Here is a 17,607-nt window from a genome sequence, read left to right as displayed (position 1 = left end):
CGGCGGTCCGCCCCTCACGTCAGCTCGCCCCGCAACCGCCGCGCCCGCAGCACCAGCTCCAGTTCGAAGCGGCGGTCCGGGTTGTCGATCTCGTCGCCCCACAGTTCGCGGATCTGGCGGAGGCGGTAGCGGACGGTCTGGGGGTGGACGCCGAGGCGGGCGGCCACCTCCGGGGCCCCGCCGCGTGTCTCCAGCCAGGCGAGCAGGGTTTCGGCGAGGCGGCGGCCGTGGGTGGGGCCGCAGTGGCGCAGGGGGGCCAGGCAGCGCCGGGCCAGGTCGTCGATCAGTTCCTCGGGCTGGAGCAGGACCAGGGCCTCGGTGTGTTCGGTGCAGTACAGCACGTCTCCGGCGGGGAGCAGGTCGCGTTCCATGAGGCGTACGGCGGCCTCGGCCCAGCGGAGGGACTTGGCCGCGTCGGCGAGGGGGACCGGGGGGCCGATCGCGCCCGCCCAGCCGGTCAGGGCCCGGTGCAGGAGTTCGGGGCGGCCCGCCGCGTCCGGTTCCGGGACGACCATGCGGGGCTGTTCGTAGTCCATGTCCAGGAGGACTCCCTGGCCCACCGCGGGGGGTACCGCCTCGCGGGCCGGGCGGAGCAGGACGCCGACCGCCACCTTCTTCGGGAGGGGCCAGCCGATGCGGGCCGCGCGTTCCGTCAGCGCGTCCGCCGGATCGCCCCGGTGGCGTTCGGCCAGCAGTAACTCCATCAGGCGGCGCTGGAGGCGCAACCGCTCGCCCGCCTGGCGGGCCGCGGCCTCGGCGTAGCCCCGGACCGACTGGTCGACCAGGCCGTCCAGGTACTCGTAGCCCGCGTCCACCAGCTCGTACATCGCGGGCGGCGGGATCTCCACGCGCTGGCCGATGTCGGCGAAACGGCGCCAGGCCAGGCGTACGCCCATGCGGTAGATCGCCTGGAGGGAGTCGAGGCTGCGACCGTTCAGGCCCTCGCCTCTGCCGAACTCCTGGAAGACGCCGGGCGGGACGGTCGGGCGGCCCTCCGCCGTTTCCAGGTGCTGGACGAAGACCTCGATCGCGCGGCGGATGCCGACCAGGGCCATCGGTTCGCCGGAGTCGTCCAGGACGACCGGCAGATGGGGGTACTCGCGGCGGATCTCGCGCAGGATCTCCTCCGCGAGGGCCGGCGCCTCGGACATGGCGATGGCCGCGAAACGACGGACCTGGAGGCGCGGGACGTCATGCCAGGCCGAGCGGGCGTTCACTGTTGCCGGGCGGGCGGCCACGGGTCAACTCCCCTGATCCGTCTGCTCATAGGTGATCAAGGGGGTGTTGGGCTGCTCGGGCGTCGCCTCCAGGAGCGCGACGATGCCGAGCGCGGCACCGAGGGCGAGCAGGGCGGCGACCACGACGGTCAGTGCGGCGGCGAGCAGTCTGGACATCGCAGGGGCAGCCTCTCTCGAGCGGCTCGGTCCGGTGTCCCACCCCAGCATCCAAGCCCGGTACCCACCCTGCCTGTCGACCCAGTGTCGACATCACCTTGACAGTCCGTCAAGACATCGGCACCCCGTTGACACCCCGTGCCGATACGCCTACGGTCTCCGGCCCATAGAGCGGCCCGAACTCCGTCATCTCACGCCCCTGGAGTGTCCGGATGCGCCGTACAGCCTCTCCAATCTCCCTGATTCTGCTGGGACTCGGCACGTTTTTGCTGGTACTGGCGCCCCTGCTCGCGTGGTACGTGGCCCCACGGGCAGCCGTGAATCCGATCAACATCGACCAGACCGCCGTCTACCGCGGCACGGGCAGCGTCTTCGACACCGAACAGGTGAAGACCGTCCCCGACCAGCGGATCACCGTCACCCAGCGAGTGCGCGGCGACGTCGAGGACAGTGAGCGCAGCGGCCGGGCCGCGGTGTGGGACGTCACCACCACCGTCGACACCGACAAGTCGCTGCCGGCCGCCGACCCGCACGACGCGCTGGAGTTCGTCCCGCACCGCTGGGTCATGGACCGCAAGACCACCAAGCCGGTGCACTGCTGCGGCGAGAAGCCGTACATCGAGGGCGAGGCCTATCTGAAGTTCCCCTTCGACGTGCAGCGACGCTCCTACCAGTGGTGGGACAACTCCCTGGGTTCGACGGTGACGTTGCGTTACCAGGGTACGAAGAAGGTTCAGGGGTACACGGGTTACCGGTTCACCGGCACGGTCGCCCCGGCGAAGGTCGGGACACGGCTGGTGCCGGGCACGATCGTGGACGAGCCCGGCCGGCCGCAGGTGCTGGCCGAGGAGTGGTACTCCAACCACGGCATCGAGCTGGTCGTCGACCAGTGCACCGGCCGGGTGGTCTACGCACAGGTGGGCCCCAAGCGCACCCTGCGGGCGCCCGGGGCGAAGAAGGACGCAGTCGTGCTGCTCGACAGCAAAAAGATCGCGTTCACCACCGCGACCCAGAAGGACGCCGTACGACTCGCGAAGCGGGACAGCGGCCAACTGCGAGCGGTGGGCGAGACGTTGCCGATCGGGGCGGCTGTGGCTGGATTCGTGCTGGCTGCCGTGGGGGGCGTTTTGGTGGTACGGGGACGCAGGCGCCCCGAGTCCACCGATATGAGCGGTACGCCCCAGCCCGTCCTCACGATGTGACTGGACGTCAGCTCTAATAAGCCCGGAAATTGTCACGTGCGTGAGTAGCCACGGCGTACCGGTGGGCGAAAACTGTGCCACCCCACCCGAGCACAACCCGTCCACACCCTCCTCCTAGGAAGCACTCAGTCCCCCCACAACAGCCGGAAACACACCGCTGAGTTCCGCACCCTGAGACGAGTTGGAGCACCCATGCCCCAGCACGTGCCCCACCCGCTGCGCACGTCTCCCCAGGCGTCGCAGTGGCAACCCTCATCGCACGGACCGCACCACCCCTCGACGCTCCCCCCACCCCCGCGCCGAATCGTTTTTCTCGCCCACCGTGACCTCGACAATCCGGCCGCCGGCGGCTCCGAGCTCCTCGTCGACCGGCTCGCCGACGGACTGACCCGGCTCGGCCACCAGGTGACCCTGCTGTGCGGCGGCCCGGCCTCCTACCGGGACTACCGCGTCGTGTCGGCGGGCGGCGAGTTCGGCCACTACCTGCGCGCCCGAACGGCCTTCGCCCGCCAGGTCGGCGAGACCGACCTGCTGGTCGAAGTCTGCAACGGCATGCCGTACCTCGCCCCTCTGTGGCACCACGGCCCCACCCTGTGCCTGGTCAACCATGTGCACACCGACCTGTGGAAGATGCGGTTCGGCGGCCCGCTGGCCCCGGCCGCCCGGATCGGCCGAAGACTCGAACACTGGGCGCTGGCCGGTGCGGCGGCCCGGCACCGGAGTCTGCTGGTCGCCGTGTCTCCCTCGACAGCGCAGGCCCTGCGGGCGATCGGGGTCGAGCGGGACCGCATCCGGGTCGTGCACAACGGGGTCGAGGAACCGGAACCCCTGGTTCGCCGCTCCCCGGAACCGCTCTTCTTGGCCGTGGGCCGGCTTGTCGAGTACAAGCGCATAGACCTGCTGCTGAGACTCTGGGAGCGGGTGCGACCGGTGACCGGAGGCCGACTCGTGATCGTCGGGGACGGCCCCGAGCGCTCCCGGCTGGAGCAACTCGCTGGTCCCGGCGTGGAGTTCACCGGCCATGTCACCGAGGCCGAGAAGCACCGGCTGCTGTGCGAGGCGTGGCTGCTGCTCCATCCCTCGGCCGTGGAGGGGTGGGGTCTTGTGGTGACCGAGGCCGCGACCCGCAAGACGCCGACCATCGCCTTCGACGTGCCCGGCCTACGGGATTCCGTCGAGGACGGGGAGACGGGTGTCCTCGCGCAGGGCGAGTCCTCGTTCGCCGCCGCCTGGTGCACGCTCACCCTGTCGGGACACCGCCGTGAGCTGATGGGCAAGGCCGCTCAGGACCGGGCGGCCCGGTATCGCTGGCACCGGACGGTCAGACAGTTCCGGGCCGTGGCCGCCGAGGCGGTGAGGGGCTGGGGACCGTGACGCGGCCCCGGGCGAATCGGATGAAGGATCCCTCCCTCCGGCGTTCGCTCGCGCTCTTCCGGGCCTTCCTGCGGGAGCAGGACGACCCCGAGTCCTGCTACGCGCTGCTCGCCCGCGACGCCGTGGACCAGGTTGAGGCCTACGACGGTCCCGTCGCCGGCCGTACCGTCGTGGACGTCGGCGGCGGGAGCGGGTACTTCACCGAGGAGTTCCGGCGGCGCGGCGCCGACGCGTTCCTCTTCGAGCCGGACGTGCGTGAGCTGGGCGAGAAACCGCCCGACTCCACGGTGATCGCCGACGGCTACCTGCTCCCCCTGCGGGACGCGGCCGCCGACGTCACCTTCTCCTCCAACGTCCTCGAGCACGTGGCCGATCCGGAGATCTTCCTCAGCGAGCTGGTCCGGGTGACCCGGCCCGGCGGGCTGATCTACGTGTCGTTCACCAACTGGCTGTCCCCGTGGGGCGGTCACGAGTGGGCGCCCTGGCACTACCTGGGAGCCGAGCGGGCCCGCGCCCGCTATCGGCGCCGTACCGGAAGGGCCCCCAAGCACACGCTCGGCGAGAACCTGTTCGCCGTGCACATCGGCCCGACCCTGCGGCAGGTGCGTGCCCGCGACGACATCACGGTCGTCTCGGCGCGCTCCCGCTACTGGCCCTTCCTCGCGGAGACCGTCGTACGGGCTCCCGGCCTCCGCGAGATCGCCACTTGGAACCTCCTCCTCATCCTCCGGCGGTGTCCACCATGACGACGTCCACGGTCCAGGCCCCTCCTCCGGCAGCCGTCCCCGGCACCGCGGTCATGCCGGGTCCTCCCGAGGGTCCGCGGTCGCGGAGCTGGCTGCTGGGGTTCTGGGCCGTGGTCTTCGTGCTGTTCCTGGTGGTGCACCCGGGCCGGCAGACCTTCGACACCAAGCTGGGCGTCACCACGGATCCCGGGCGGTTCCTCGCCGACCTCGGGCAGCTGTGGCACGACCAGGGGTCCTTCGGCGGCATCCAGGACCAGTACGTCGGCTATCTGTGGCCGATGCTGCCGTTCTACTGGCTGGGCCACGCCTTCCAGTTGCCGGTGTGGCTGGTGGAGCGGCTGTGGCTCTCGCTGATCGTGTCGGTCGCCTTCTGGGGTGCGCTGCGGCTGGCCGAGCGGCTGCGCATCGGCAACGGTCCTGGAAGGCTGCTCGCCGCCGTCGCGTACGCGCTGTGGCCGACCTTCACCATCGTCGTCGGCTCGACCTCCGCCGCCGCGCTGCCCGGCGCCTTCCTGCCCTGGGTGCTGCTGCCGCTGACGAACGAGCGCCTCAGCGCCCGGATCGCCGCCCTGCGCTCGGCGCTGCTCGTCCCGTTCATGGGCGGGGTGAACGCTGCCTCGACTCTGGCCTGTCTGCTCCCGGTCGGGCTGTATCTGCTCTCCCGGCCGCCCGGACCACGGCAGCGCAAGCTGATCGTCTGGTGGGTGCCGGGCGTGATCCTGGCGACCGCCTGGTGGGTGATCCCGCTGCTGCTGCTCGGCCTCTACGGCGAGAACTTCCTGCCGTACGTCGAGAGCGCGCGGACCACGACCGAGACGATGTCGGCGACGGAGGCCCTGCGCGGGGCCGGGAACTGGGTCGCCTATCTGCATCTGGGTGAGGCGTGGCTGCCGGCCGGCTGGACCGTGGCCTCCTCGGTGATCGTGATCCTCTGCTCGGCGTTCGCGGCCGGGCTCGGCCTCGCGGGCCTGGCGCGCCGGGACATGCCGGAGCGGCGGTGGCTGGTGCTGACCGTGCTGACGGCCGTCCTGGTGCTGCTCGCGGGGTACGGCGGCGCGTTCGGCGCCCCCTTCCACGGGCTGGTGCAGGACTGGCTGAACGGCGGCCTCGCCCCCTTCCGCAACATCTACAAGTTCCAGCCGGGGCTCGCGCTCGCCCTGGTCCTCGGTCTCGCCCATCTGGTGGGCGTGGCCGCCGAACCGCGCGGGGCGAGAGAGATCAGGGGCCGCCGGTACGCCCCGCTGATCGCGGCCCTCCTGGTCCTGCCCGGGCTGATGTGGCCGTATCTCAACGGCTCGATCCTGAACCCGGGTTCCTTCCAGGAGCTGCCCAAGTACTGGCACACCACGGCCGACTGGCTGGAGAAGTACTCCCCCGACTCGCGCGCCCTGGTCGTCCCCGCGACCGCGCACGGCATCTACACCTGGGGTTCCCCCATCGACCAGCCCCTCGACGTCCTCGCCGAGTCCCGCTGGGCGCAGCGGGACTACGTCCCCTTCGGCACCCCCGGCAACCGGCGCGCGACGGACGCGGTCGAGCAGGCACTGATGACCGGCGGCGAGATCCCGGGCCTCGCGGACTACCTGAGCCGGGCCGGGGTCTACTACGTCGTCGTCCGCAACGACCTCGACCCCGACCAGATCGGCAGCGTGTCGTCCTCGGTGGTCAAGCGGGCCCTCGAACAGTCCGGCTACGAGCGGGTGACGGGCCTCGGGCCCCTCATGACGGGCGGGACGATCGCGAACGACACCCCGCTCCAGATCGAGGGGCTGTACCCGAGGCAGCGGGCGGTGGAGATCTACCGTCCGGCGAACAAGGACGTGCCCCGGCCCGGACAGGCCGGCCTGCTGCCGGTCGCCGACACCGCGCAGGTGTCCGGCGGTCCCGAGTCACTGCTCCCGCTGGCCACCGAACTGCGGGGCAGGGCAACGGTGTTGACTGGTGACAACCACCCCGGGCTCGGCACCCCGCCGCTCCAGATCGTCGGTGACGGACTGCGGCGCGCGGACACCCGCTTCGGGCTCGTCAACGCGAACACCTCGTACACGTACACCAGCGACGAGCGCAACGCCTCCGGGGCCGCCCAGGACGCCGGGGAGAAACCGCACCAGATCCTGCCGACGACGGGCCAGGCACACCAGACGGTGGCGGAACTGCGCGGCGCCCGCTCGGTGACGGCGTCCTCGTACGGCAACTGGTTGTTCCACCTTCCGCAGTTCGACCCGGTCAACGCCTTCGACGGCAACCCGGACACCGCCTGGGCGGAGGGCGTCGCGGGCTCGCCGGACGGGCAGTGGCTGCGGATCGGGCTGTCCGACCCCGCGTACGACATGCCCTCGTCGTTCAAGGTCACGCCGTTGCCGCAGGAGAGCGTGCGGTCGGCGGCGACCAAGGTGCGGGTGGAGACGGAGCGGGGGTCGCGGACCAGCTTCCTGCGGGCCGACGGGTCGACCCAGAGCATCAAGGCCCCGCCCGGGGCGACGGGTTGGATGAAGCTCACCATCGTCGACTCGGTCGCGCGACGGACCGGGCTCGCCGGGGCCGGGTTCTCCGAGATCGCCCTGCCGGACGTGCAGGTGACCCGGCTGCTGCGGGTGCCGACCGACGCCGACGGCGCGGACTCGGCAGCCGAGGTGGTCTCCCTGCACCGGGTCCCCGACCCGGCCGGGATCTCCCCGACCGGCACCGAGGCCGGCCTGCACCGCCGCTTCACCACGGACGCCTCGGGAACGTACTCGGTGCGGGCGAGCGCGGTGCCGGTGAGCGGGGAGGAGCTCGACAGGCTGCTGTACGAGGTCGCCCCCGACCAGCGCAACCGCATCACCGCGACCGCCGACTCCACGGCGACCCTGGGCACCGGGCTGTCCGCCCGCAACCTCACCGACGGCGACCTCACGACCGCCTGGATCGCGGGCGACCGCCCCACGATCCACCTGAGCTGGAACGGCAAGCAGCCCATCTCGGAGATCGTGCTGGCGCCCGCGGGCGGCCTCTCCACCCGTCCCACCGAGGTGGACATCACCTCGCCCGACGGGGCGACGGTCGCCGGGGTCGACGAGAACGGCGCGGTGCGCTTCCCCGCGATCACGACCGACCGCCTCGACATCACGATCACCAGGACGGCCCCGCTGGTCCTGCACAACCCGGTCGCCGACGAGGACCTCCAGCTCCCGGTGGGGCTGACGGAGGCCTACCTCCCGGCCCTCGACCAGTACCGGACCCCGCAGCCGAAGGCCGACCGGAAGTTCTCCCTGCCGTGCGGCAAGGGCCCGGTGCTGGCGATCGACGGGAAGCTGTACCAGACGGGCGTGTCGGGACTGATCCGCGACCTGACCGACCGGCGGGAGCTGAAGGTGACGCTCTGTCAGTCGAGCCGTTCGGACGCCGAGTTGTCCCTCCCGTCCGGTGAGCACGTCGTCGAGGGCGGCGACGCCGGGCCGCTCGCCCTGACCGACATCACCCTCACCCGCGGCACGGTCGCCGAACCCACCTCCCTCACCCGGGAGTTGCGGATACGGGACTGGCTGGGCGACCGGCGCGAGGTGACCGTGGGGTCGGGCGCCGCCTCGTACCTCACGACGTACGAGAACTACAACGACGGCTGGAAGGCCACGCTGAACGGCAAGTCGCTCTCCCCGCTGCGGCTCGACGGCTGGCAGCAGGGCTGGCGCGTCCCCGCGGGGGCCGGCGGCACGGTGAAGCTGTCGTACGAGCCCGCGACGACGTACGACGGCGCGCTGATCGGCAGCGGGATCGCCCTGGCGGTACTGGTGGGCCTGGTGCTGTGGCGCAGGCGCTCCCCGAACCCCGACGCACCGCAGCCGGCGCCTCCGGCGCCGGGGGTGTGGCTCGGGGTGGTGGCGCTCACCCTGGTGGGCGTGGTGATCGCCGGATGGTTCGCCCTGCTGGTCCCGGCACTGGCGCTGCTCGCGTCCAGGCGGCACGGTCTGCTGGTGCCGATCGCGTTCGTGGCCCTCGCGGGGGCGGGGATCGCCGCGGCGGTGGGGGCGGGTGAACCGGTGGGCGCGTCGCACGGGGCCTTCGGGCACGTGGCCCAACTGCTGGCGCTGATCGCTTTGTTCGCGGCGCTGGTGAGCGTGCGTGAGCCCGAGCCCGAGGTGAGCAAGGGGAGGACGGAACCGGAATGACCCCATCGACGCGCATCCCGTTCCCAGTGGTCGACGAGGTCTCCCGCCACTGCCTCCAGGAGGAGGAACCGGAGACGGTCCACATCGAGGTGCACCTGCCGGGACGGTTGGACCGGTCACGGCTCCGGAAGGCGTTCCTGGAGGCCCTGCACCGGCACCCGCGGATCCTGATGCGGGAGGCCCCGGGGGGTCGGTACCGCCGCCGCTACGAGTGGGAGCTGACGACGGAGCCGGACGTGGAGGTGGTGAGCTTTCCGGAGGCGGGGCGCAATGCCCTGCGGGATGCGAGGACGAGGGCGTTGGAGGAGGCGCCTCCTCTGTCCCTGTCCCCGCCGATCCGACTGGAGGTGGTGGAGGGGGCAGGGCCGGCAGAGGGCAGCGAGGCCACAGACATGGTCGGACTGCACCCACCTGCTTGGGGGCGCGGGGAACTGCGCGACAAGCCCCCACTGCCCCGCACCCGACAAACGACCGTCCTCTTCCTCACCATCAACCACACAGCCCTGGACGGCCCCGCCTGCCTCCGCATCCTCGCCACAGCGGCGGAGATCTACGGCGGCAGGGACAACTCCCCCACCCCGGCGCCCATCCGCCCCCCGGATCCCCCACAAACAACGGACGCCCCGTCCAACTGGACCCGCCCGGCCCGCGTAGCGCAAGGCACGCCCGAGAACTCCCCCGGCAACGGCCTCCTCGTCACCGAACTCCCCCTCCCCCACCGCCCCAAGGGCTCCCCCTACACGGTCAACGACCAGCTCATGGTCGCCACGGCCCTGACGATCGCCCACTGGAACAGGGAGCACGGACAAACCCCCCGCCCCCTGCGCATCACCATGCCCGTGGACGACCGTCCGAGAGACACGACCATGCCGATAGGCAACGGCACCCGTCTGGTCGAAGTCCCTTTCTCGGCCGAGGAGTTGCCGCACGACCCGACCGACATGCCCGAGTTCCTGAGCCGCACCGCGCAGCGGACCCGTGCGCTGAAATCCCTCTCTCGACCCCAACTCGGCCACGGCGCAAGCCTCCTCACGGCACCGGTGACCCCGGTCGCCTGGCGCGCCGCCCTCACCCGCGGCCTGCGCAGGGCGGCGGCCCCCTGGACCTCCACCACCCTGCTCAGCAACATCGGCCGCATCCCGTACCCCTTGGACTTCGGGGAGGAGGCGGGCCGGGCGCACGCCGTGTGGTTCTCGGCGCCCGCGCGGATGCCCCGCGGCCTCACGGTCACGACCGCCTCGACCGCGGGCCGCCTGCACCTCGCCCTGCGCTGGTCGCGGGCCCTGCTCGGGCACGGCGACGGTGCCCATCTGCGGGACCTGTTCGAGCACTACCTGCACACCACGGAGGTGGCCCCGTGAACACCACCGCACCCCCGCGCCGCGGCAGCCTCAGGGACTTCTACGAGGACCCGGCCGTCCCGGTCGCCTCCGGCACACCCCGCTCCCTGCGCCAGGCCCGCATGCTGGCCGCGGCCCTCGGCACCGCCGGAACGGCCCCGCGTACCGTCCTGGACATCGGCTGCGGCGACGGCTCCGCGGCCGCCACCGCCGCCCCGCTCCTCACCGGTCACCGCATCGTCGGCGTCGACTGGTCCCAGGACGCCCTCCAGCGCGCCCGCGCCAGACTGTCGTACGCCATCCGCGGTGAACTCGGCGGCACGGGGCTGCCGTTCAAGGACTCCTCCGTCGACGCCGTGCTGTTCAGCGAGGTCGTCGAGCATCTCGTCGACCCCGACGCCGCGCTGGACGAGATCCGTCGCATCCTTCGCCCGGGAGGCCATCTCATGCTGTCCACGCCGAACCTGGCCGCCTGGTACAACCGCGGCCTGCTGCTGGCCGGCGTCCAGCCGGTGTTCTCCGAGGTGAGTCTGCGGGCGATCCACGGGCGGCCGGGGCGGGAGGTCGTGGGGCATCTGCGGCTGTACACGGCGCGTGCGCTGCGGGAGTTCGTCGCGGCGGCCGGCTTCGAGGTCGTACGGCTGGAGGGGGCTCCCTTCCACGGTGTGCCGCGTCCGCTGCGCGCACTGGACCGCCTCGCGTGTGCCAGACCCTCGCTCGCGTCGATCCTGCTGCTGCACGCGCGCAAGACCTAGGGGGCGGGGACCATGTGGTGGGGAGTGGCGGCGGCTCTGTTGGCGAACACCCTGTACAGCGTCGGATTCGTGCTGGAGAAAAGGGCGTTGACCGCCCTGCCGGAGGTGTCGATCCGGCAACCGGCGCGGCTGCTCGGGCTGGTGCTCAGAAGTCCGCTCTGGATCGGCGGCTCGCTCTCACTGGCCGCCGGGTTCGGGGCGCAGCTCGCGGTGTACCGGACGCTGCCGATCGCGGCCGCGCAGGGCATCTTCGTCTCCGGTCTCGTGCTGCTGGTGCTGCTGTCGGCGCGGCTGCTGGGCGAGGAGACGACCGGCCGGGAACGGTATGCGCTGGGCGCCATCCTCGCCGCGCTCCTCATGGTGGTGCTGTCCCTGAAGGAGGGCTCGGACCGGGTCAGCCGGGACGCCCCGTACCAGCTGATCCTGCTGGTGACCGTGCCGTCGCTGGCGGCGGGCGTGTGGCTGTACGGGTCCGCCGAGCGGCGCACCCGACACCGGCACCGGATGCCGACGACCGGCGTCGAGTACGGCGTGGCGGTGGGTCTGCTGTACGGGGTCAGTTCGCTCGCGATCAAGGGCGTGTCGAGTTGCCTGACGTCAAGTGGGCTTGGTGGCGCGGTAGTTGAGCTGTTGGGCTCTCCGTATCCGTATCTCCTGTTGTTCACCGGAGCGTTCGGTCTGGTGATGTCGCAGGCAGCGCTGCAGCGCTGCCGGGCCTCGCTGATCGTGCCGGTGTGCACGACGGTGACCTGTCTGTACACCGCGGTGCTCGGCACGCTCTCGTTCGGTGAGTCCCTGCCCCACGATCCGCTGCGGCTCGCGCTGCGCCTCGCGGGCACGGTGCTCGCGGTCGCCGTACTGCTCAGCATGCCCAAGCATGATCCGGCGCCCCAACCCGCCATCGGTGCCAAGGAGTTGACGCCCCCATGAACCCCGACGACCCGCTGCTGCAGATCCTGGCCTGCCCGCTCGACAAGGGCCCCCTGCACCTCGTACCGCCGGACGAGGCCCTCTACAACCCCCGGCTGCACCGCCGTTACCCGATCGTCGACGGCATCCCGCAGCTGCTGCCGTCCTCCGGTGAGCAGGTGACGGACGACGAGCACGAGGACCTCCTGAAACGGATGACCCCATGACCGGACCGGCGCGCACCTGGGCGGCGAGAGTGGCCCCCCATCTGCCCACCCGCCTCGTCGCGGCGGCGGCCCGGGCCGTGTACCCGCGCTTCGAGCCGGAGCTGGCGCGGCTGGCCGAGCTGTGCCCGGCGGACTGCCGGACGGCGGTGGACGTGGGCGGCTGGTACGGGCCGTGGACGCGGCGGCTGGCCGGGCGGGCGCGGCGCGTGGTGACCGTCGAGCCGGTCCCCCATCTGGCCCGGCTGCTGACCTCGGCGGCCCCGGCGAACGTCCAGGTCGTCCAGGCCGCCGCCACCGACCGCCCGGGGATTGCCCGGCTGTGGCTGCCGCCCGGCGACGAGGGCGACCGCGGGGTGTCCTCCCTGGTCCGGCGTGACATCCACGGCCGCGCGCTGGACGTCCGCTGCGTCACGCTGGACGAACTGGGCCTGAAAGACGTCGGTTTCATCAAGATCGACGTGGACGGGAGCGAGCTGGCGGTGCTGCGCGGGGCGACGGGAATCCTCGCGCGCGACCGGCCCGCGCTCTTCGTCGAGCTGGAGTCCCGGATCCAGCCGATCGCCCCGGTGGTGACGTACTTGTCCCTCCTCGGCTACGACGGCTGGGTGCTGCCCCGCGCCACCTGGGTCCCGCTGTCCGGCTTCCCCCTGGAGGCCCACCAGGAGACGGCCTCGTACGTCGTCAGCCAGGGCCTGCTCCGCCGTGTCCTGCCCTTCCTCCGGCGCCCGCGGTACATCAACTCGGTGCTGTTCCTGCCCGACGGGCGCCGGCCCGGTGTCAGTGCTGTGGGGGACGATGGTGACCATGTCCTCCGGAAAGCCCCCGGCTAGCCCCTTCACCGTCCAGGACTTCCAGCTGGTCCTGCTGCGCCGCATGGCCGACCACAACCCCGACCTGGTGGAGGGCGCCAGACGCACCCTGGGCGCCTCGATCGCGGACATGCGCGAGGCCAACAAGCGCTGGCAGGCGATGGTCCGCTCGCCTCGGGCCCGCGCCGCCGCGTCCCGGTACCGCTCGGTCCTCGGCGTCCCGGAGACGGTCCTGACCCGCAAGGTGGGCGACCTGGAGTGCGAGGCCTGGCTCTGGCCCGTCCCGCTCTGGCCCGACCTCCGCTTCGAGGTCCTCCTGTCCCCGGCCGGCGCGGTCTGGAACGAGTGGCTGATCCGCGCCCCGGGAGCCAAGGGCCCCGGCCTGCACACACTCGCCGACCTCACCCCCTGGTCCTGCACGGTCGACGAGGCGGCCCGGGCCTTCCCCCCGGCCCGCCCCCTGGAGGGCACGGCCCCGACCCGCTGGGGCCTGGCGTTCAGGGCCCCGGACGAGGAGGGCGTACGACGGGAGGTGGTGGCCGAGTTCACGTGGGGGCTGCTGCAGAGACTGACCGTGCGCTGACCGCCCGGCGCCGCGTCCCCACCAGGGTGGCCGAATCCTCCGCCAGGGGGAGTTCGACGGCGTCCAGGGCGGGGTGTGCCAGCCAGCGGGGGCGGGGGCGGTCCACGTGACCCCCGTGCCGGGCGGTCACTCCGCTGCCGGGGTGAAGTCGTCGACCACGATCCTCGGGGCCGTCGGCGGCAACGCGCACACGGTGCGGATACGGGAGCGGTTGTGGCGGTTGCGTCCGCCGTGGTTAGCCTGCTGGTCGAGCCGTATGGGAAAGGACCCCGCCGTGCCCCGAATCGCCCTCGTCACCTACGACCCCCGCCCCGAGCCCAGCAAGGACGCCGATCTGCCCGTGCTGGTGGCGGCGCTGCGCGAGGCCGGAGCCGACGCGCAGGCCGTGTTCTGGGACGACGCAGACGTCGACTGGGCCGGCTACGACCTGGCCGTCATCCGGTCGACCTGGGACTACAGCTGGCGGGCCGCCGAGTTCGTGGCGTGGGCGCAGCGGTGCGGCAAGGCGACGCGGCTCGCCAATCCGGCGGAGGTCGTGCGCTGGAACACCGACAAGCGGTACCTAGGGGAGCTCGCGGAGGCGGGCGTGCCGGTGGTGCCGACGCGCTATCTCGCGCCCGGAGACCCGGCCGACCTGCCCGACGACCACGAGTACGTCGTCAAGCCCACGTCCGGGGCGGGCGCGCGCTACGCGGCGCGGTACACGCCCGGGCAGCACGAGAGTGCGGTACGGCAGCTGGAGCGCATGCACGCGGAGGGGCTGACCGCGATGGTGCAGCCGTACATGCGGGGTATCGACGCGGCCGGTGAGCGGGCGCTGCAGTTCTTCGGGGGCCGGCTGCTGCACGCCAGCCGCAAGCGGGCCGTCCTCGCGCCCGGTACGGCCTTCGACGCGGCGAAGGTCGCCCACCCGGGACTGGAGCCCTGGACGCCGACCCCGGCCGAACAGGCCGTCGCCGAGCGCGCCCTGGCAGCCGTACCGGACGCGCCGGAGCTGCTGTACGCGCGCGTGGACCTCGTCGACGGGGAGGACGGACAGCCGCGGGTCATGGAGCTGGAGCTGGTCGAGCCGAACCTCTTCCTGTTCCTGCATCCCGGGTCGCTGCGGCCGGTGGTGGAGGCGGTGCTGGCGGCCGCCGGGCGGTAGACCGGGGAGGCTCCCGACCGCACACCGAGCAGCAACGACAGGCAAGGAGTACGACGCGTGACCACTCTCTTCCCGGCCCTGACCGGCGACACGGCGGGGCGGGTCGCCCTGCGGTTCGGCGACCGCTCGCTCACCTACGCGCAACTGGCGGCGGCGACCGGCACCCTGGCGGCCCGTCTCGCGCGGTACGACCGCGTGGCTGTCTGGGCGACGCCGGAACTGGAGACCGCGGTGGCCGTGGTGGCGGCCCTGGAGGCCGGTGTCGCCGCGGTGCCGCTCAACCCGAAGTCCGGCGAGAAGGAGCTCGGGCACATCCTCGGCGACAGCACGCCGGGTCTGCTGCTCGCCGCACCGGGCGCTGAACTCCCGTCAGCGGTCGGTGACTTGGAGCGCCTCGACATCGACGTGCATGCCACCGGCGGCACCACCTTCGACAGTGCGGCGCGGGACGACGACCCCGCCCTGGTCGTCTACACCTCCGGCACCACCGGCCCCCCGAAGGGCGCCGTGCTCCCCCGACGAGCCGTCGCCACCACTCTGGACGCCCTCGCCGACGCCTGGCAGTGGACCTCGGCCGACGTCCTGGTGCACGGTCTGCCCCTCTTCCATGTGCACGGCCTGGTGCTGGGCGTCCTCGGCCCGCTGCGCCGCGGCGGCTCGGTCCGCCACCTCGGCCGTTTCAGCACGGACGGGGTGGCCCGGGAGCTGAACGACGGCGCGACCATGCTCTTCGGCGTCCCCACGATGTACCACCGCATCGCCGAGACCCTGTCCGGGGACCCGGAGTTGGTGAAGGCGCTGGCCGGTGCCCGACTGCTCGTCTCCGGTTCGGCGGCGCTCCCCGTCCACGACCACGAGCGCATCACGGCCGCGACCGGCCGCCGGGTCGTCGAGCGCTACGGCATGACGGAGACCCTGATGAACACCAGCGTGCGCGCCGACGGCGAGCCGCGGGCCGGGACCGTGGGCGTACCGCTGCCGGGCGTGGAGCTGCGGCTGGTGGAGGAGGACGGGTCACCGATCACGTCGTACGACGGCGAGACGGTGGGCGAGATCCAGGTGCGCGGCCCGAACCTGTTCACCGAGTACCTCAACCGGCCGGACGCGACGGCGGCCGCGTTCACGTCGGACGGCTGGTTCCGTACCGGGGACATGGCGGTGCGGGACGCGGACGGGTACGTCCGGATCGTCGGCCGCAAGGCCACCGACCTGATCAAGAGCGGCGGTTACAAGATCGGAGCGGGTGAGATCGAGAACGCGCTCCTTGAGCACCCCGGGGTGCGGGAGGCGGCGGTGACCGGGGAGCCGGACCCGGACCTGGGCGAGCGGATCGTGGCGTGGATCGTCCCGGCGGATTCCCAGTCGCCGCCGCAGCTGGAGGAGTTGGCGGACCACGTGGCCCGCCGCCTGGCCCCGCACAAGCGCCCCAGGGTCGTCCACCACCTCACCGCCCTCCCCCGCAACGACATGGGGAAGATCATGAAGCGGGTGCTGCATGGCTGAGCGCCTGTCCGCACGCGAGGCGGTAGCCCTGCTCGCCGACGACTTCAGCGAAATCCCGTACCCCGCAAGGAAGTCGAAGCCGGACGGGCCGCTCGCCTGGCAGGGCTACGACGCCTCGCGCGCCCGCGCCGCCGAACGCACCGGCGAGCAGGAGTCGGTCGTCTGCGGCACCGCGCGCGTCGAGGGCACCCGAGCCGTCCTGATCGCCTTCGAGTTCGGCTTCCTCGGCGGCTCGCTGGGCGAACGCACCGGGGACCGTCTGGAGGCGGCGTACACCTACGCCCGCGAACACCGCCTGCCGGTCGTCCCGTTGGTGGCCACGGGAGGCAGCCGTATGCAGGAGGGCATGCTCGCCCTGTCCCAACTCCAGCGCGTGGCACGCCAGTCGGCGCTCACCCGGGCGGCGGGCCTGCCCCAGATCGCGGTGCTGCGCGATCCCACCACCGGCGGCGGCTGGGCCACCCTGGGCGCCGGCGCCGACGTGGTCCTCGCCCTCCCGGGCGCCCAGGTCGGCTTCGCGGGCTCCCGGGTCCGCCCTGCCGACGCGGACCCGACGGCGTACACGGCGGAGGCTCAGGTCGCGGCGGGCGCGGCGGACGCGGTCGTACGGCCGCAGGAACTGCGGGAGACCCTCGGACTGTGGCTGCGGCTGCTGGCGAGGCGGTCGGGCACAGCCGGCGACGGGACCGCGGACGGCCGTACCCCCGAACCGGCACCCGCTCCCGTCCCGGCCCCGCTCGGCACGGCCGACCTGCCCGCCACCGGGTGGGACGCGGTCCGCCGGGCCCGTTCTCCGGAGCGGCCCCGTGCGGAGGCTTACCTGGACGCCTACTTCACCCGGCGCGCGGCCGTCTCAGGCGACCGCTGCGGGGGCACCGACCCGGGCATGCTGTGCGGCTTCGGGGAGCACGGGGGCCGTACCGTCGCCTATGCCGCCCAGACCGGCACGGCGACCCGCCCCGCCGGTTACCGCACCGCCACCCGTCTGATCCGCCTCGCGGACCGCCTCGGCATCCCGGTGCTCACGCTGGTGGACACCCCGGGCGCGGCCAACGACGCCGAGGCCGAGCGCCAGGGCGTGGGTGCGGCCATCGCCGAACTGTTCGCCACGGTCGCCTCCGCCCGCACCCCGATCACGTCCCTCCTCATCGGCGAGGGCGGCTCGGGCGGCGCGTTGGCCCTGGCGGCGCCCGGAAGGACGTACGCCACACCGGACAGCTACTTCTCCGTGATCGCGCCGGAACTGGCGGCGGCGATCCTGAAGCGAGCGCCGGAGGAGGTCGAACCGACGGCGGATCAGCTGCGGATCCGGCCGCAGGACCTGGTGGATCTCGGGGTGATCGCGCCCGACGGCGGCAGAAACCCCCATTCAGCGGCACCCCGCCCGGCCCCCTAAGAAAGGCGCCCCCTCCCCCTCCCCCGCACGATGCCACTAAGCCCGCCACCCGGCGTGCCCACGGTCTGTGCTCT

At 72.6% G+C, this 17,607-nt stretch carries 15 protein-coding genes; 13 read left to right on the top strand and 2 right to left on the bottom strand.

The genetic code is table 11. The annotated features are described in order from the left end of the window. Positions 1-14 precede the first annotated feature (14 nt). Complete coding sequence (locus D1369_RS28220; RefSeq protein WP_118082667.1) at positions 15-1,238, bottom strand: helix-turn-helix domain-containing protein; 1,224 nt, start codon at positions 1,236-1,238, stop codon at positions 15-17. 3 nt (positions 1,239-1,241) lie between these two features. Next, positions 1,242-1,394, bottom strand: coding sequence for a hypothetical protein (locus D1369_RS43120; RefSeq protein WP_020116177.1), 153 nt, complete (start codon positions 1,392-1,394; stop codon positions 1,242-1,244). A 212-nt stretch (positions 1,395-1,606) separates the two neighbouring features. On the opposite strand from D1369_RS43120, the gene D1369_RS28215 reads away from it, so the two are divergent. The 13 genes from D1369_RS28215 to D1369_RS28155 all read left to right on the top strand — a co-directional run bounded on the left by D1369_RS28215 (position 1,607) and on the right by D1369_RS28155 (position 17,533). Beyond that, positions 1,607-2,596: a DUF3068 domain-containing protein gene (locus D1369_RS28215; protein ID WP_007381801.1), complete on the top strand. Its 990-nt coding sequence runs from the start codon at positions 1,607-1,609 to the stop codon at positions 2,594-2,596. 192 nt (positions 2,597-2,788) lie between these two features. Next, positions 2,789-3,970: a glycosyltransferase family 4 protein gene (locus tag D1369_RS28210; RefSeq protein ID WP_118082666.1), complete on the top strand. Its 1,182-nt coding sequence runs from the start codon at positions 2,789-2,791 to the stop codon at positions 3,968-3,970. Positions 3,971-3,990: 20 nt separating this feature from the next. Then, positions 3,991-4,716 (top strand): class I SAM-dependent methyltransferase, encoded by a 726-nt coding sequence (locus tag D1369_RS28205; RefSeq protein WP_037899882.1) that lies wholly within the window; start codon positions 3,991-3,993, stop codon positions 4,714-4,716. After that, entirely contained in the window at positions 4,713-8,864 is a 4,152-nt protein-coding gene (locus D1369_RS28200; protein WP_007381803.1) for a DUF3367 domain-containing protein, read from the top strand. Before D1369_RS28205 ends, D1369_RS28200 begins: the two co-directional genes overlap by 4 nt. Beyond that, positions 8,861-10,225, top strand: coding sequence for a hypothetical protein (locus D1369_RS28195; RefSeq protein ID WP_007381804.1), 1,365 nt, complete (start codon positions 8,861-8,863; stop codon positions 10,223-10,225). Before D1369_RS28200 ends, D1369_RS28195 begins: the two co-directional genes overlap by 4 nt. Next, positions 10,222-10,959 carry a class I SAM-dependent methyltransferase gene (locus D1369_RS28190; protein WP_007381805.1) on the top strand — a complete coding sequence of 246 codons (738 nt, stop codon included), beginning with the start codon at positions 10,222-10,224 and terminating at the stop codon, positions 10,957-10,959. The genes D1369_RS28195 and D1369_RS28190 overlap by 4 nt, the downstream gene beginning before the upstream one ends. A gap of 24 nt (positions 10,960-10,983) precedes the next feature. Beyond that, the gene (locus tag D1369_RS28185) at positions 10,984-11,889 is read left to right on the top strand and encodes a hypothetical protein (protein WP_007381806.1); all 906 of its coding nucleotides are present in this window, start codon (positions 10,984-10,986) and stop codon (positions 11,887-11,889) included. Next, positions 11,886-12,095 (top strand): Trm112 family protein, encoded by a 210-nt coding sequence (locus tag D1369_RS28180; RefSeq protein ID WP_007381807.1) that lies wholly within the window; start codon positions 11,886-11,888, stop codon positions 12,093-12,095. The genes D1369_RS28185 and D1369_RS28180 overlap by 4 nt, the downstream gene beginning before the upstream one ends. Continuing rightward, entirely contained in the window at positions 12,092-12,925 is an 834-nt protein-coding gene (locus tag D1369_RS28175) for an FkbM family methyltransferase (RefSeq protein WP_118082665.1), read from the top strand. The genes D1369_RS28180 and D1369_RS28175 overlap by 4 nt, the downstream gene beginning before the upstream one ends. Beyond that, positions 12,900-13,487 (top strand): hypothetical protein, encoded by a 588-nt coding sequence (locus tag D1369_RS28170; protein WP_161263270.1) that lies wholly within the window; start codon positions 12,900-12,902, stop codon positions 13,485-13,487. The genes D1369_RS28175 and D1369_RS28170 overlap by 26 nt, the downstream gene beginning before the upstream one ends. 274 nt (positions 13,488-13,761) lie before the next feature. Next, on the top strand, positions 13,762-14,634 hold the full coding sequence (locus D1369_RS28165) for a hypothetical protein (protein WP_007381810.1): 873 nt from the start codon (positions 13,762-13,764) through the stop codon (positions 14,632-14,634). A gap of 57 nt (positions 14,635-14,691) precedes the next feature. Then, entirely contained in the window at positions 14,692-16,137 is a 1,446-nt protein-coding gene (locus D1369_RS28160; RefSeq protein ID WP_007381811.1) for an acyl-CoA synthetase, read from the top strand. After that, on the top strand, positions 16,130-17,533 hold the full coding sequence (locus D1369_RS28155; RefSeq protein ID WP_007381812.1) for a carboxyl transferase domain-containing protein: 1,404 nt from the start codon (positions 16,130-16,132) through the stop codon (positions 17,531-17,533). The genes D1369_RS28160 and D1369_RS28155 overlap by 8 nt, the downstream gene beginning before the upstream one ends. Positions 17,534-17,607: the final 74 nt, after the last annotated feature.

The sequence above is a fragment of the Streptomyces sp. CC0208 genome, assembly GCF_003443735.1.
Taxonomy (GTDB): domain Bacteria; phylum Actinomycetota; class Actinomycetes; order Streptomycetales; family Streptomycetaceae; genus Streptomyces; species Streptomyces sviceus.
This window is presented reverse-complemented; position numbering and strand designations above follow the sequence as displayed.